The following is a 12,459-nucleotide window of genomic DNA, read 5'->3' as shown; positions in this document are numbered from 1 at the left end:
GGACCTGAGCGGGGCTGGGAGCCTGGCCCCGGGTGGGGGCGCGTCGTGGGGGACGGCCGACCGGGGTGTGGGCCGGTACGGGGCCGACACCGACTCAAGCGGAGTGGTCTATACCTGTCAAGAGGGTCGGTGAAAGCGGCTCAGTGTGGGCGGGGAACGGCACCGTCCGCGCCGCCCACGAACCACCCCGGCCCCGACCGCCCCGGACCCCCCACCGGCTCCCCGCCGGTCTCCGAGCCCCCACCAACCCCCCACCAACCCTCCCCGACGCCCTACCGGCCCCCGCCCCTCACTCCTCGAGCGCCGCCCGCAGCCGGGCCGCGACCTCCGCCGCCGCCGCCTCGTCCGGGTACGTCCCGCGCGGCCAGAAGAACCCGCGCAGCCCGTCCTTCGGATTGCGCGGCACCACGTGGACGTGCAGGTGCGGCACGGACTGGCTGATCCGGTTGTTCGCCGCCACGAAGCTGCCCGCCGCGCCGAGCCCCCGCTCCACCGCGGCCGCGATCCGCTGGACCCGGAGGAAGAACGGCCCCACCTCGGCGGCCGGCAGGTCCGCGAGGGTGCCGTGGTGGGCGCGCGGCACCACCAGCACGTGGCCCGGGAAGAGCGGCCGCCGGTCCAGGAAGGCGACCGCCGCCTCGTCGTCCAGCACCAGGTGGGCGGGCGCCCCGCCCGCCACCACCGCGCAGAAGACGCAGTCCGTCCGTCCGTCCATCCGTCCATTCAAGCCAGCGGCGGCGGGATGGGCACCCCCCGCAACGGGCCCGCGCCCGGCGTCACCCGTCCGGCCCCGGACGGGGTGCGGCGGCCGGGCGGCGGGGCGCACCGTGCTGGAGGGGGCCGACCAACGTGCGCACTGCGCGCCCCAGGAGGAGGTGGCCCGGATGGCGGGCAAGTTCGAGGTCTACGAGGACGCCGGCGGCAAGTACCGGTTCCGGCTCAAGGCGGGCAACGGCGAGATCGTCGCCACCGGCCAGGGCTACTCCAGCAAGGAGGCCGCCCACAAGGGCGTGGAGGCCGTCCAGCGGGCGGCGGACGGGGCCCCGGTGGTGGACCTCCCCAGGGCCGCCTGAGCGGCCGCCTGAGCGGGCCGGACCCACGGTCGTGCACGGCGCGGGTGAGCGCCGACCGCGCGCCCACCGTGCCGAACACGGCCGGGGGCCGGTCCACCCGGACCGGCCCCCACCGTGCCGACTGCTCCCGGGCGCCACTCGTAACACCCGGCGCGGGTGGTCGGGCACTCACGTCCAGCGGGCGCCGAGCGGGAGCCCACCGGCAGCGGGCGCTCACTCGTAGCGGTAGAGCAGCGCCTCCCGCTCGTTCTGCTCGATCATCTCGATGGTCAGCGAGTCGTCCCGCAGGTGCGAGAGCGTGACCTCGGCCGAGGTCGGCTGGGCGTCCTTGGCCAGCCAGTTCTCCGGCTTCCAGGCCGAGCCGCGCAGGAGGGCCTTCGGGCAGTGCGCGTACACCTCCTCGACGGCGACCACGATCGCGCTGCGCGGGGGCTTGCCGACGGCGACCAGCCGGCTCAGCAGCTCCGGGTCGGTGGAGACGCAGGCCCGCCCGTTGACGCGCAGCGTGGTCTCCCGGCCGGGCACGACGAAGAGCAGCCCGACCCGGCCGTTCTCGAGGATGTTGTGCAGGGTGTCCAAGCGCTTGTTGCCGGTGGCGTCCGGAATGGCCAGGGTGTACTCGTCGAGGACGGAGACCAGGCCGGCCGGCCCGCCGCGCGGTGAGACGTCGCAGCGCCCGGCGGCGTCGGAGCTGGCCACGAACACCAGCGAGGAGCAGGCGATCAGCTGCCGCGCGACGTCGTGCAGCCGGTCCACCTGCTTGCGCCGGGCGTGGTCGCCGGGCTGCTCGTAGACCTCCCGCAACTGGTCCGGGTCGGTCAGGGCCGTGGCGCTCAGCGCGGCGAACAGGCTGCCCGGCGTGCCCGGGGCGGCGGTTGACGGACTGGCAGCTTCCGGTGTGGTGGTCATACCGCGAATCTAGTCCAGGCCCGAACGGTCACCTCGGGCCGGTCCTGGTGCCGGCTTTCGCAAATACCGGCTGTCCACCCCTCCCCACCAGCGGTTCCACCCGGATAATGGGGGCCAGGGGCGCCCGCTCCCGGGGCGCCGGGGCTGCCGCTCGGAGGTGGTGGTCGTGATCGTCAGGATCTGGGCCGGGCAGGTCGTGGCCGGCCACGTCGAGGAGTTCTGCGCGCTGCTGACCTCGCAGGTGATCCCGCAGCTCGGGCGGACCGACGGCTGCCTGGGCGGCGAGCTGTTGCGCTCGGTCACCGAGGACGGGCACCGGGTGCTCGTGGTGAGCCGCTGGCGCGACGAGGAGGCCTTGCGAGGCTACGCCGGGCCGATGTGGCGGATCCGGCCGGTGTGGGCGGAGGGCGAGCTGCGCTACCTCGCGCACCCGCCGGTGGTCAGCCACTTCACGCCGATCGCCGCACCCGCCGCGCCCTGAACCGCCGCACCCGCCACGCCCCGGATCACCGCAAGCGCAAAGCGCACCCGCCAGGCCAGGCCCTGCGCGATCGCCGCACCCGCCAGGCCAGGCCCTGCGCGGACCCCGTGAGTCCCCCGAGCCCCCGGGAGCCACCAGGGCTCAAGCCCCGGAGGCCACCCCGGGCGGCGCAGCCGTCACACCTCGAGCGGCACCGGGTGGATCTCGTCCGCCGGGTGCCCCGTGCGGGTGTGGATCCGCTGCACGGCTTCCCGGGACGGGGCCTCGGAGAGGCAGTACACCGTGCCCGATTCGGGATCGGCCCACGCCTGCTCGAACTGCACGCCCTCCTCGCCCTGGATCGCCAGGTCGGCCGCGTGCGCCTGCCTGAGCATGTCCGCGGTGATCCCGGACATCCCGTGGTGGACGTCCATGAACTTCGCCATCGCCCTCGCCTCCGTACCTTCGCTTCACGGGCGCGTGCCCGTCCGCGGCGTTCGCGTGCAGGACGTTCCCGTCGGCGGGCGGCCGGGCCCTACCACCAGCCTGGCCCCGGCCGCCCGGCTCCGCCACCAGACGGCCCCACCCGCCGCAGCCCGTCGCCCCGCCCGAAGCAGCCGGCCGCCGGCAGCCCTGCCAGCCCGCCGCCGCCCGTCGCCCCGCCCCACCCCACCCCCCCGCCGCCACCGCGTAGCACCCCGGCGCACATTCCCCGCACCCGCGTGAAACAGACCACAGCGGACGGCTCTCCCTGGCCTTGCGTACGGCGTGGCACAATGACGGCATCAAGCAGTGACGTTCAGCGCACTCCGGGGTCGGTGAAAATCCGAACCGGCGGTTACAGTCCGCGACCCGTCCGCAGCCAGCGGCCGGTTGACCAGGTGAAATTCCTGGACCGACGGTTAAAGTCCGGATGGGAGGCGTGCGCGGGCGGACGTAGAGCGGTACCCGTGGTCCCCCGGTGGACCGCGGTCAGGTGGACGGCGGGAGCGGTGTCTCCCGTGCCGGGCGAGCGATCTCCCGGCGGTACCGGCACCCCCGGCGACGGGTCGTGCCGTCGGCCCGTGCGCCGCTGCCCGTCCGTGTCATCTCCCTCTGCCGCCCCGGAGTCCGCGCCCCAAGCGCGAGGAGAACCCGGGTGTTCACCGGCATCATCGAAGAGCTCGGCGAGGTCGTGTCGATCGAGGAGATCGGCGACTCCTCGCGGATCCGCCTGCGCGGCCCGGTGGTCTGTTCGGACGCGCACCACGGCGACTCCATCGCGGTCAACGGCGTCTGCCTGACCGTCGTCGACAGCCCCGAGGAACTGGCGGCCGCCGGCGGCGAGTTCAGCGCCGACGTGATGGCCGAGACGCTGCACCGCTCCAGCCTCGGCGAGCTGAAGCCCGGGTCCCGGGTGAACCTGGAGCGCGCCATGGCGCTCGGCGCCCGGCTCGGCGGACACCTCGTCCAGGGCCACGTCGACGCGACCGGGCGGCTGCTGTCCCGCGAGCCCGGTGAGCGCGACGCCGCGGGCGAGCTGCGCTGGGAGGTGCTGCGCTTCTCGCTCCCCGACAGCATCTCCCGCTACCTGGTCGAGAAGGGCTCGATCACGGTCGACGGCGTCAGCCTCACCGTGGTCGAGGCGGCCCGGGACAGCTTCACCGTCAGCCTGATCCCCGCCACCCTCGCGCTGACCACGCTGGGCGCCAAGGCCGTCGGCGAGAGCGTCAACCTCGAGGTGGACGTCCTCGCCAAGTACGTGGAGCGGCTGCTCGACTCCCGCACCCTCCCCCCGACCATCGCCGGGGAGTCCGAGTGAGCTGGCTCAGCGGAGAAGCGTTCACCGTCCTCGGCGAGCACGTGAAGTGGGCCGACATGTTCGGCAACCTGCTCGGGCTGTCCGCGCTCGCGCTCGGCTGGCGCCGTTCGGTGTGGAGCTGGCCGGTCCAGCTCCTGTCCGGCGCCGTGCTGATCACCGCCTACCTCGGCGGCCACGTCCCCGGTCTGATCGGCAAGCAGCTGATCGTGGTCGTCACCGCCGCCTGGGGCTGGACCCAGTGGCGGCGGGGGCGCCGGGACACCGGCACGATCGCCGTCCGGTTCGCCACCTGGCCCGAGCGGGCCGCCCTGGTGGCCGGCACGGCGGCCGGCACCGTCGGTCTGGCCCTGCTGTTCCAGTCCTACCCCAGCCTGTCCTGGAGCCCGTGGTCGGACGCCTACATCTTCGTCGGCACGCTGGCCGCGATGGTGGCCCAGGCCCGCGGCTGGCTGGAGTTCTGGTTCGCCTGGATCGCCGTCGACGTGGTCGGCGTCCCGCTCGCCTTCAACAGCGGCTACTCCTTCTCCGGACTCACCTACTCGATCTACTTCGTCCTGGTGCTGCTCGGCCTGCGCTCCTGGTGGCTGAGCACCCGTGAGCCGCGCGTCCAGTCCGCCACCGTCCCGCAGGGAGTCACGGCATGACCGAGAACCAGACCGACGGCCTCGAACTCGTCCTCGACCCGGTCGAGCGGGCGATCGCCGACATCGCGCTCGGCCGCGCCGTGATCGTGGTCGACGACGAGGACCGCGAGAACGAGGGCGACATCGTCTTCGCCGCCTCCGCGGCCACCCCCGAGCTGATGGCCTTCACCATCCGCTACAGCTCCGGCGTGATCTGCACCCCGATGACGGGGGAGGAGCTGGACCGCCTCAAGCTCCCGCCGATGACGCAGGTCAACGAGGACCGCAAGGGCACCGCCTACGCCGTCTCGGTGGACGCCCGGGACGGGGTGGACACCGGCATCTCCGCCGCCGACCGCGCCCGCACCGTCCGGCTGCTGGCCTCCTCCGGCACCGAGCCGGGCGACCTGACCCGCCCCGGGCACGTCTTCCCGCTGCGCGCGGTCGAGGGCGGCGTGCTGGTGCGGCCGGGCCACACCGAGGCCGCCGTCGACCTGGCCCGGCTCGCCGGGCTGGCGCCGGCCGGCGCGATCGCCGAGGTGGTCAACGACGACGGCACGATGGCCCGGCTGCCCGAACTGGTCGCCTTCGCCCGCGAGCACGGCCTCGCGATCATCTCCATCGAGGACCTGATCGCCTACCGGCGCCGCACCGAGCTGCACGTCGACCGGGCCGCCACCACCGCCCTGCCCACCGTCCACGGCGAGTTCACCGCGGTCGGGTACCGGGGCACCATCGACGGCGTCGAGCACATCGCGCTGGTGGCCGGCGGCCTGGGCGCCGACGGCCGGCTGCCCGAGGACGAGGACGTCCTGGTCCGGGTCCACTCCGAGTGCCTGACGGGTGACGTCTTCGGCTCGCTGCGCTGCGACTGCGGCCCCCAGCTGGAGGCCTCCCTGGAGCGGGTCGCCGAGGCCGGCCGCGGCGTGGTGCTCTACCTGCGCGGCCACGAGGGCCGCGGCATCGGTCTGGCGCACAAGCTGCGCGCCTACGAGCTCCAGGAGCAGGGGCGCGACACCGTCGACGCCAACCTCGACCTCGGACTGCCGGCCGACGCCCGGGACTACAGCATCGCGGCGCAGATGCTGGTGGACCTCGGGGTCCGCTCGCTCACCCTGCTCACCAACAACCCGGACAAGCTGACCGCGCTCACCGAGCACGGCCTGAAGGTCAAGGGGCGCGAGGCGGTCGAGATCGCGCCGGGTGAGCACAACCTGCGCTACCTGCGCACCAAGCGCGACCGGATGGGCCACGACCTGCCCGGCCTCGGCTCCTGAACTCCCCCCGCCCCACAGCGACACCACGACACCACGAACCACGACGGACAGGAAGTACCCCCATGAGCGGCCACGGAGCCCCCGAGCTGACCATCGACGGCGTCGCCGACCTCAAGGTCGCGGTCATCGCCGCGCAGTGGCACGACCAGGTGATGAACGGCCTGCTGGACGGCGCCCACCGGGCGCTCAAGGAGCTGGGCATCGCCGAGCCGACCGTGCTGCGCGTCCCCGGCACCTTCGAACTGCCGGTCGCCGCCAAGCGCCTCGCCGACCGCGGCTACGACGCCGTGATCGCGCTCGGCGTCGTGATCCGCGGCGGCACCCCGCACTTCGACTACGTCTGCCAGGCAGCCACCGCCGGCCTCACCCAGGTCAGCGTCGACACCGGTGTCCCGGTCGGGTTCGGCGTGCTGACCTGCGACAACGAGGAGCAGGCGCTCGACCGCGCGGGCCTGCCGGGCTCCGCCGAGGACAAGGGGCACGAGGCCGTCACCGCGGCCGTCGCCACCGCCGCGGTGCTGCGCGCCGCGCTCTGACCGCCGCGCTCCGGCGGCCGCGCCGGAGCGACCGCGCCACCTCCGGCGCCCCCGCACGACCTGCGCGCCGACCCCCCGGACCGTGGACGTCCACCGGACTGTCCACGGTCCGGGACTGTTTACCGCCCGTCAGCCCGCACGCCGTATGGTGAGTCCATCATGGCTTCGAAGACATTCGAGGAGCTCTTCGCCGAGCTCCAGCAGAAGGCCGCCACCGGCGACCCCTCGTCCTCCCGCACCGCGCAGCTCGTCCAGCAGGGCGTCCATGCGATCGGCAAGAAGGTCGTCGAGGAGGCCGCCGAGGTCTGGATGGCCGCCGAGTTCCAGTCGGACGAGCAGACGGCCGAGGAGGTCTCCCAGCTGCTCTACCACCTTCAGGTGATGATGATCGCCCGTGGGCTGACGCTCGACGACGTCTACAAGTACCTCTGAGACCGGCCCGGAACCGCACACCCCTCCCAACAGGTAAGGAACCAACCTCCCATGCTGCGCATCGCCGTCCCCAACAAGGGTTCTCTCTCGGGTCCCGCGGCGGAGATGCTCCATGAGGCCGGCTACCGCCAGCGGAAGGACCCCAAGGAGCTCGTCCTCGTCGACCCGAACAACGAGGTGGAGTTCTTCTTCCTGCGCCCGCGCGACATCGCCGTCTACGTCGGCTCCGGCCGGCTGGACGTCGGCATCACCGGCCGCGACCTGCTGCTCGACTCGCACTCCAACGCCGAGGAGGTGCTCGCCCTCGGCTTCGCCGGGTCGACCTTCCGCTTCGCCCGCCCCGAGGGCGTCGACGTCGAGGACGTGAAGGGCCTGGAGGGCCTGCGGATCGCCACCTCCTACACCGGCCTGGTCGAGCAGCACCTGGCCGACCACGGCGTGAAGGCGACCGTCACCAAGCTGGACGGCGCGGTGGAGACCGCGGTGCAGCTCGGCGTCGCCGACGTGATCGCCGACGTCGTGGAGACCGGCACCAGCCTGCGCAACGCCGGCCTGGAGGTCTTCGGCGAGCCGATCCTGATCTCGGACGCCGTGGTGATCCGGCCCAAGGGCGCGGGCGACGACCCGGCGGTGGAGCAGTTCCTGCGCCGCCTCCAGGGCGTGCTGGTGGCCCGCCGCTACGTGCTGATGGACTACGACATCCGTGCCGAGAAGGTCGGCGCCGCCGTGGCGCTCACCCCGGGCCTGGAGTCGCCGACCGTCTCCCCGCTGCACACCGAGGGCTGGGTCGCGGTGCGGTCGATGGTGCTCCGCAAGGAGGCGCAGCAGATCATGGACGACCTCTGGGGCATCGGCGCCCGCGCCATCCTGGTCACCAACATCCACGCCTGCCGCCTCTGACCTGCCGGTCGTCACCGGGGTAAGACACGGTTGAATGGGGCGGGGGCGCCGAGCGGCGCCCCCGCCCCATCGCTGCGAGCACCCCGGAACGGCCGGACGGCCCGCCGCAGTCGAACCGCCCGAAGCACCCACCGGAGATCCCCCGTGTCCACGCCGCCCGTCGAGTTCCCCGTCACCTGGGCGCCGCGCCGCACCCGCGCCGTGCTGCTGCCGGTCTGCGTCCTGCTGGTGGTGCTGTTCGCCGCGATGGCCGTGCTGCTGCCGGCGAACTGGCAGCTCAACGACCGGATCATGATGGTGTCCAGCGGCGTGCTGTTCGCGGCCGTCGGCCTGATGCTGGCCCGCCCGCGGGTCCGCGCCGACGCGCAGGGCGTGACGGTGGTCAACTTCGTCCGCAGTCGCCGGCTCGCCTGGGCGGAGATCGTCCGGGTCAACTTCCGCCAGGGCGACCCGTGGGCCACCCTCGACCTCGCCGACGGCACCTCGCTGGCCGTGGTCGGCATCCAGTCCGGGGTCGGCAAGGCCCAGGCCATCGCGGACGCCCGCGCCCTGCGCGACCTGGTCGAGCAGCACGCCGCCTGAGCGACGCGAGGGGATGGGGGTCCGTCCGGCCCTCCATCCCGCGGTCCCTCCACCCCGATCGGCTCCCGTCCCGGCCGGCTCCCGGCCGGCTCCCGTCCGCCCCCGTCCGGCCCTCGACCGGAGCGCCACCCGGCCTGGGATTCCGGGGCAGGTGCGTCCGAACACCCTTCCTACCGTCGCCCGGGTATGGTCTACGCTGGTAAAAGCGGGGCAAAGTCCCCGCCCTTTCCGACCCGACCTGAGGAGTGACACCCCCCCTCGATGGACGATCCGTCCGGTAGTACCCACGCCGTCGACCTTCCCCCGAGCGGAAGGCAGGCGGCACTGTGATCACCGCCTGGCTGCTGTTGCTCGCAGCCCTCCTGCTGATCCTCGCCAACGGCCTCTTCGTGGCGGCCGAGTTCGCCTTCGTGACCGTCGAACGCGGTGCGGTGGAACGTTCCGCCGGGAGCGGCGACGCCAAGTCCGCCCGCGTCTCCCGGGCCCTGCGGCACCTCTCCTTCGAGCTCTCCGGCGCCCAGCTCGGCATCACCGTCACCTCGCTGGTGGTCGGCATGCTCGCCGAGCCGGCGCTGTCGACCCTGCTCGGCCCGGTCATGACCGGCATCGGCGTGCCCGAGTCGGCCGCCCGCGGCACCGCCGTGATCGTCGGCATGGTGCTGGCCACCGTCGTGCAGATGGTGATCGGCGAGCTGGTCCCGAAGAACTGGGCGATCTCCCGCCCGCTCCAGGTGGCCCGCGCGGTCGCCGCCCCGCACATGGCCTTCTCCTTCGTCTGCCGCCCGCTGATCAGCTTCCTCAACGGGGCGGCCGACCGGACGGTGCGCGCCTTCGGCGTCGAGCCGCAGGAGGAGCTGGACCACGCCCGCACCCCGGCCGAACTGGTCTCGCTGGCCCGCCACTCGGCCAAGGCCGGCGCGATAGACGAGGAGTCGGCGACCCTGTTCGTCCGCACCCTCGGCCTGGGCGAGCTCACCGCGGAGTCCGTGATGACCCCGCGGGTCGACGTCGCCGCCCTGCAGCGCGACGCCACCGCCTCCGACGTGGTCAACCTGACCCGCGCCACCGGCCTGTCCCGCTTCCCGGTCTACGCCGACAGCCTGGACGAGGTCACCGGCATCGTGACGCTCAAGGACGCGCTGGCCGTCCCGGCCGCCCGGCGCGGCCTGGTCCGGGTGGCCGAGCTGGCCTCGGCGCCGCTGCTGGTGCCCGAGACGCTGCCCGCCGAGCGGCTGCTCGACCGGCTGCGCCGCCTCCAGCCGATGGCCATCGTGGTCGACGAGTACGGCGGCACCGCCGGTGTCGTCACCGTCGAGGACATCGTCGAGGAGATCGTCGGCGAGGTGCAGGACGAGCACGACCCCGCGGACCGCCCCGAGCTGTTCCCGCTGCCCCCGGTGGACGGCCTGCCGGTCTGGGAGGCCGACGGCCGCGCCCGGATCGACCAGCTGGAGGCCATCGGCCTGAACGCCCCCGACGGCCCGTACGAGACCCTGGCCGGCCTGGTCGCCGACCTGCTCGGCAAGCTGCCCGCGGTGGGTGAGCAGGCGGTGCTGCCGGGCTGGCGCTTCACCGTGACGGGTGTCGACCGGCACCGCACCAGCCAGGTCCGGGTGGAGCGCACCAGCGCTCCGTCCGTGTTCGACGACAACGACGGGGACGACCGATGACCGCGCTCCAACTGGCCGTCGCCGTCCTGCTGCTGCTGGGCAACGCCTTCTTCGTCGGCGCCGAGTTCGCCGTGGTGTCGGTGCGCCGCAGCCAGATCGAACCGCTCGCCGAGGCGGGCCACAAGCGCGCCCGCACGGTGCTGCACGCCCTGTCCAACGTGTCCGCGATGCTGGCCGCGGCCCAGCTCGGCATCACCGTCTGCTCGCTGGGCCTCGGTGCGCTCGCCGAGCCGACCATCGCGAGCCTGCTGGAGGGTCCGTTCCACGCGATCGGCGTCCCCTCCGGCCTGATGCACCCGCTCTCCTACGGGATCTCGCTCGCCGTCGTGGTCTTCCTCCACATGGTGATGGGCGAGATGGTGCCGAAGAACATGGCGATGGCCGGCCCGGAGAAGGCCGCGCTCTGGCTCGGCCCGCCGCTGGACCGGCTGGCGCGCTGGCTCGCCCCGGTCATCCGGATGCTGAACTCGCTGGCCAACGGCGTGCTGAAGCTGTTCCGGGTCGAGGCCAGGGACGAGGTCGAGTCGGTGTTCACCACCGAGCAGCTGATGTACCTGCTGGTCGACTCCCGGGACGCGGGCCTGCTCGACGAGGGCCGCCAGGAGCGCCTGGAGGACGCCCTGGAGCTGGGCCACCGCCCGGTCACCGAGGTACTGCTCAAGCCCGAGCAGCTGGTCACGGTGGACACCAAGGTGACCGCCGCCGAGGTCGAGGAGCTGGCGCTGCGCACCGGCTTCTCGCGCTTCCCGGTCACCGACGGCGACCCGGCCGGCCACGGCTACCTGGGCTACCTGCACCTCAAGGACATCCTCGACGTGGACGACCCGTCCGCGCCGGTCCCGGCCCGCCTGTGGCGCCCGATCACGGTGCTGCGCGGCAGCCTCCCGCTGGACGACGCGCTGGGCGCGATGCGCAGGGCGACCTGCCACCTGGCCGCCGTGCTGGACCAGGACGGGCGCACGCTCGGCGTGGTCACGCTGGAGGACGTGCTGGAGGAGCTGGTGGGCGAGATGCACGACCCCGACCACCGCTCCGCCGCCTGAGGTTCCCGGTTCCGCCGACGGCGTGTCCGCCGTCGGCGATTCTGCCCAGAGCAGGGAGCCGTTCCCATGCCGGCCACCCCGGGGCAGGGTGGTCGGCATGAGGCTTCTGCTGCTGGGTGGAACGAAGTTCGTCGGACGGGCCGTCGCCGAGGAGGCGCTGGCCAGGGGCTGGGAGGTGACGGCCCTCAACCGCGGCACGCGGCCCGCGCCCGAGGGCGTGCGGGTGGTGCGGGGCGACCGCACCGCCGAGGGCGGGCTCGCGGCGCTGGCCGCGGGGGAGTGGGACGCGGTGGTGGACACCTGGTCCTGGGCCCCGGCGGCGGTGCGCGACAGCGCCCGCCTGCTGAACGGCCGGGTGGGGCACTACGCCTACGTCTCCAGCCGCTCCGTGTACGCCTACCCGTCGGGGGCCGGGGCGGACGAGTCGGCGGGGGTCGTCGAGGCCTCCCCGGACGCCGGGGAGGGGGCGCCGTACGCCGAGGCCAAACGCGGCGCCGAGCTGGCCCTGGAGGCGGAGTTCGGCGGGAGCGCCCTGCTCGCCCGGGCCGGGCTGATCCTCGGCCCGTACGAGGACGTCGGCCGGCTGCCCTGGTGGCTGAACCGGATCGCCCGCGGCGGCCCGGTGCTCGCCCCCGGTCCGCGTGACCTCGCCCTGCAGTACGTCGACGCCCGCGACCTGGCGAGCTGGACCCTGGACGCCGCGGCGGCCCGGCTCGGCGGGGCCTACAACGTGGTCAGCCCGGCCGGGCACACCACGATGGGCGGGCTGCTGGAGGCCTGCGTGCGGGCCACCGGCTCGGACGCGCGGCTGCGCTGGACCGACCCCGAGCGCATCCTGGCGGCCGGGGTGGAGCCGTGGACGGAGCTGCCGGTCTGGCTGGCGCCCGGGGAGCTGTACGACTTCCTGCACGGCGCGTCGGTGGAGCGGGCGGTGGCGGCCGGGCTGCGCTGCCGCCCGGTGGCCGAGACGGTCGAGGACACCTGGGCCTGGCTGCGGTCGCTCGGCGGCGGTGCCCCGCAGCGCGCCGACCGCCCGAAGGTCGGGCTGGACCCGGAGCGCGAGGCGGCGCTGCTGCAGGGCTGAGCCCCGGCCCCGGGAGCCGGGTCCGGCCGCGGGGAACCCCTCTCGGCCCCGGGGCCGATAGCACCCCCG

15 protein-coding genes and 1 riboswitch are annotated in these 12,459 nt (G+C 73.9%); of the genes, 12 read left to right on the top strand and 3 right to left on the bottom strand.

Annotated elements, in window-relative coordinates; all coding sequences use genetic code 11:
- Positions 1-289 precede the first annotated feature (289 nt).
- Complete coding sequence (locus ACFYUY_RS10315; protein ID WP_360208092.1) at positions 290-715, bottom strand: HIT family protein; 426 nt, start codon at positions 713-715, stop codon at positions 290-292.
- Between the two features lie 169 nt (positions 716-884).
- Here ACFYUY_RS10315 and ACFYUY_RS10310 point away from each other — a divergent pair, with 169 nt between their 5' ends.
- On the top strand, positions 885-1,073 hold the full coding sequence (locus ACFYUY_RS10310; RefSeq protein WP_360208089.1) for a DUF1508 domain-containing protein: 189 nt from the start codon (positions 885-887) through the stop codon (positions 1,071-1,073).
- Between the two features lie 213 nt (positions 1,074-1,286).
- On the opposite strand, the gene ACFYUY_RS10305 is transcribed toward ACFYUY_RS10310, so the two are convergent.
- A complete protein-coding gene (locus ACFYUY_RS10305; protein ID WP_360208086.1) occupies positions 1,287-1,982 on the bottom strand; it encodes an MSMEG_1061 family FMN-dependent PPOX-type flavoprotein in 696 nt (231 codons plus the stop codon).
- A 166-nt stretch (positions 1,983-2,148) separates the two neighbouring features.
- Between ACFYUY_RS10305 and ACFYUY_RS10300 the strand changes: the two genes are divergently transcribed.
- The gene (locus tag ACFYUY_RS10300; protein WP_387899823.1) at positions 2,149-2,463 is read left to right on the top strand and encodes an antibiotic biosynthesis monooxygenase family protein; all 315 of its coding nucleotides are present in this window, start codon (positions 2,149-2,151) and stop codon (positions 2,461-2,463) included.
- A 176-nt stretch (positions 2,464-2,639) separates the two neighbouring features.
- On the opposite strand, the gene ACFYUY_RS10295 is transcribed toward ACFYUY_RS10300, so the two are convergent.
- Entirely contained in the window at positions 2,640-2,888 is a 249-nt protein-coding gene (locus tag ACFYUY_RS10295) for an SCO4226 family nickel-binding protein (protein ID WP_360208080.1), read from the bottom strand.
- Between the two features lie 355 nt (positions 2,889-3,243).
- Positions 3,244-3,371: riboswitch (FMN riboswitch) on the top strand.
- A 209-nt stretch (positions 3,372-3,580) separates the two neighbouring features.
- Between ACFYUY_RS10295 and ACFYUY_RS10290 the strand changes: the two genes are divergently transcribed.
- The 10 genes from ACFYUY_RS10290 to ACFYUY_RS10245 all read left to right on the top strand — a co-directional run bounded on the left by ACFYUY_RS10290 (position 3,581) and on the right by ACFYUY_RS10245 (position 12,390).
- Positions 3,581-4,243 carry a riboflavin synthase gene (locus ACFYUY_RS10290; RefSeq protein ID WP_360208077.1) on the top strand — a complete coding sequence of 221 codons (663 nt, stop codon included), beginning with the start codon at positions 3,581-3,583 and terminating at the stop codon, positions 4,241-4,243.
- Between the two features lie 56 nt (positions 4,244-4,299).
- Entirely contained in the window at positions 4,300-4,887 is a 588-nt protein-coding gene (locus ACFYUY_RS10285; protein ID WP_360208150.1) for a nicotinamide mononucleotide transporter family protein, read from the top strand.
- Positions 4,884-6,143: a bifunctional 3,4-dihydroxy-2-butanone-4-phosphate synthase/GTP cyclohydrolase II gene (locus ACFYUY_RS10280; protein WP_360208075.1), complete on the top strand. Its 1,260-nt coding sequence runs from the start codon at positions 4,884-4,886 to the stop codon at positions 6,141-6,143. The genes ACFYUY_RS10285 and ACFYUY_RS10280 overlap by 4 nt, the downstream gene beginning before the upstream one ends.
- Before the next feature lie 62 nt (positions 6,144-6,205).
- A complete protein-coding gene (gene ribH, locus ACFYUY_RS10275) occupies positions 6,206-6,679 on the top strand; it encodes a 6,7-dimethyl-8-ribityllumazine synthase (protein WP_360208072.1) in 474 nt (157 codons plus the stop codon).
- A gap of 159 nt (positions 6,680-6,838) precedes the next feature.
- Positions 6,839-7,111: a phosphoribosyl-ATP diphosphatase gene (locus ACFYUY_RS10270; protein WP_030242547.1), complete on the top strand. Its 273-nt coding sequence runs from the start codon at positions 6,839-6,841 to the stop codon at positions 7,109-7,111.
- Positions 7,112-7,162: 51 nt separating this feature from the next.
- Positions 7,163-8,011, top strand: a complete 849-nt coding sequence (gene hisG, locus ACFYUY_RS10265) for an ATP phosphoribosyltransferase (protein WP_360208070.1) — start codon at positions 7,163-7,165, stop codon at positions 8,009-8,011.
- A gap of 144 nt (positions 8,012-8,155) precedes the next feature.
- Positions 8,156-8,593, top strand: a complete 438-nt coding sequence (locus ACFYUY_RS10260; RefSeq protein WP_387899819.1) for a PH domain-containing protein — start codon at positions 8,156-8,158, stop codon at positions 8,591-8,593.
- 326 nt (positions 8,594-8,919) lie between these two features.
- Entirely contained in the window at positions 8,920-10,263 is a 1,344-nt protein-coding gene (locus ACFYUY_RS10255; RefSeq protein WP_360208064.1) for a hemolysin family protein, read from the top strand.
- Positions 10,260-11,306, top strand: a complete 1,047-nt coding sequence (locus tag ACFYUY_RS10250; RefSeq protein ID WP_360208062.1) for a hemolysin family protein — start codon at positions 10,260-10,262, stop codon at positions 11,304-11,306. Before ACFYUY_RS10255 ends, ACFYUY_RS10250 begins: the two co-directional genes overlap by 4 nt.
- A gap of 97 nt (positions 11,307-11,403) precedes the next feature.
- A complete protein-coding gene (locus ACFYUY_RS10245; RefSeq protein WP_360208059.1) occupies positions 11,404-12,390 on the top strand; it encodes an NAD-dependent epimerase/dehydratase family protein in 987 nt (328 codons plus the stop codon).
- The last annotated feature ends 69 nt before the right edge of the window (positions 12,391-12,459 follow it).

Origin of the sequence: Kitasatospora sp. NPDC004745 (assembly GCF_042873275.1) — a bacterium.
GTDB lineage: Bacteria > Actinomycetota > Actinomycetes > Streptomycetales > Streptomycetaceae > Kitasatospora.
This window is presented reverse-complemented; position numbering and strand designations above follow the sequence as displayed.

Bases quoted from the DNA above. Each gene is read 5' to 3' on its own strand.
- ACFYUY_RS10250 (WP_360208062.1), top strand. From the start codon at position 10,260: ATGACCGCGCTCCAACTGGCCGTCGCCGTCCTGCTGCTGCTGGGCAAC.
- ACFYUY_RS10270 (WP_030242547.1), top strand. From the start codon at position 6,839: ATGGCTTCGAAGACATTCGAGGAGCTCTTCGCCGAGCTCCAGCAGAAG.
- ribH (WP_360208072.1), top strand. From the start codon at position 6,206: ATGAGCGGCCACGGAGCCCCCGAGCTGACCATCGACGGCGTCGCCGAC.
- ACFYUY_RS10295 (WP_360208080.1), bottom strand. From the start codon at position 2,888: ATGGCGAAGTTCATGGACGTCCACCACGGGATGTCCGGGATCACCGCG.
- hisG (WP_360208070.1), top strand. From the start codon at position 7,163: ATGCTGCGCATCGCCGTCCCCAACAAGGGTTCTCTCTCGGGTCCCGCG.
- ACFYUY_RS10315 (WP_360208092.1), bottom strand. From the start codon at position 715: ATGGACGGACGGACGGACTGCGTCTTCTGCGCGGTGGTGGCGGGCGGG.
- ACFYUY_RS10285 (WP_360208150.1), top strand. From the start codon at position 4,300: ATGTTCGGCAACCTGCTCGGGCTGTCCGCGCTCGCGCTCGGCTGGCGC.
- ACFYUY_RS10280 (WP_360208075.1), top strand. From the start codon at position 4,884: ATGACCGAGAACCAGACCGACGGCCTCGAACTCGTCCTCGACCCGGTC.
- ACFYUY_RS10310 (WP_360208089.1), top strand. From the start codon at position 885: ATGGCGGGCAAGTTCGAGGTCTACGAGGACGCCGGCGGCAAGTACCGG.
- ACFYUY_RS10305 (WP_360208086.1), bottom strand. From the start codon at position 1,982: ATGACCACCACACCGGAAGCTGCCAGTCCGTCAACCGCCGCCCCGGGC.
- ACFYUY_RS10245 (WP_360208059.1), top strand. From the start codon at position 11,404: ATGAGGCTTCTGCTGCTGGGTGGAACGAAGTTCGTCGGACGGGCCGTC.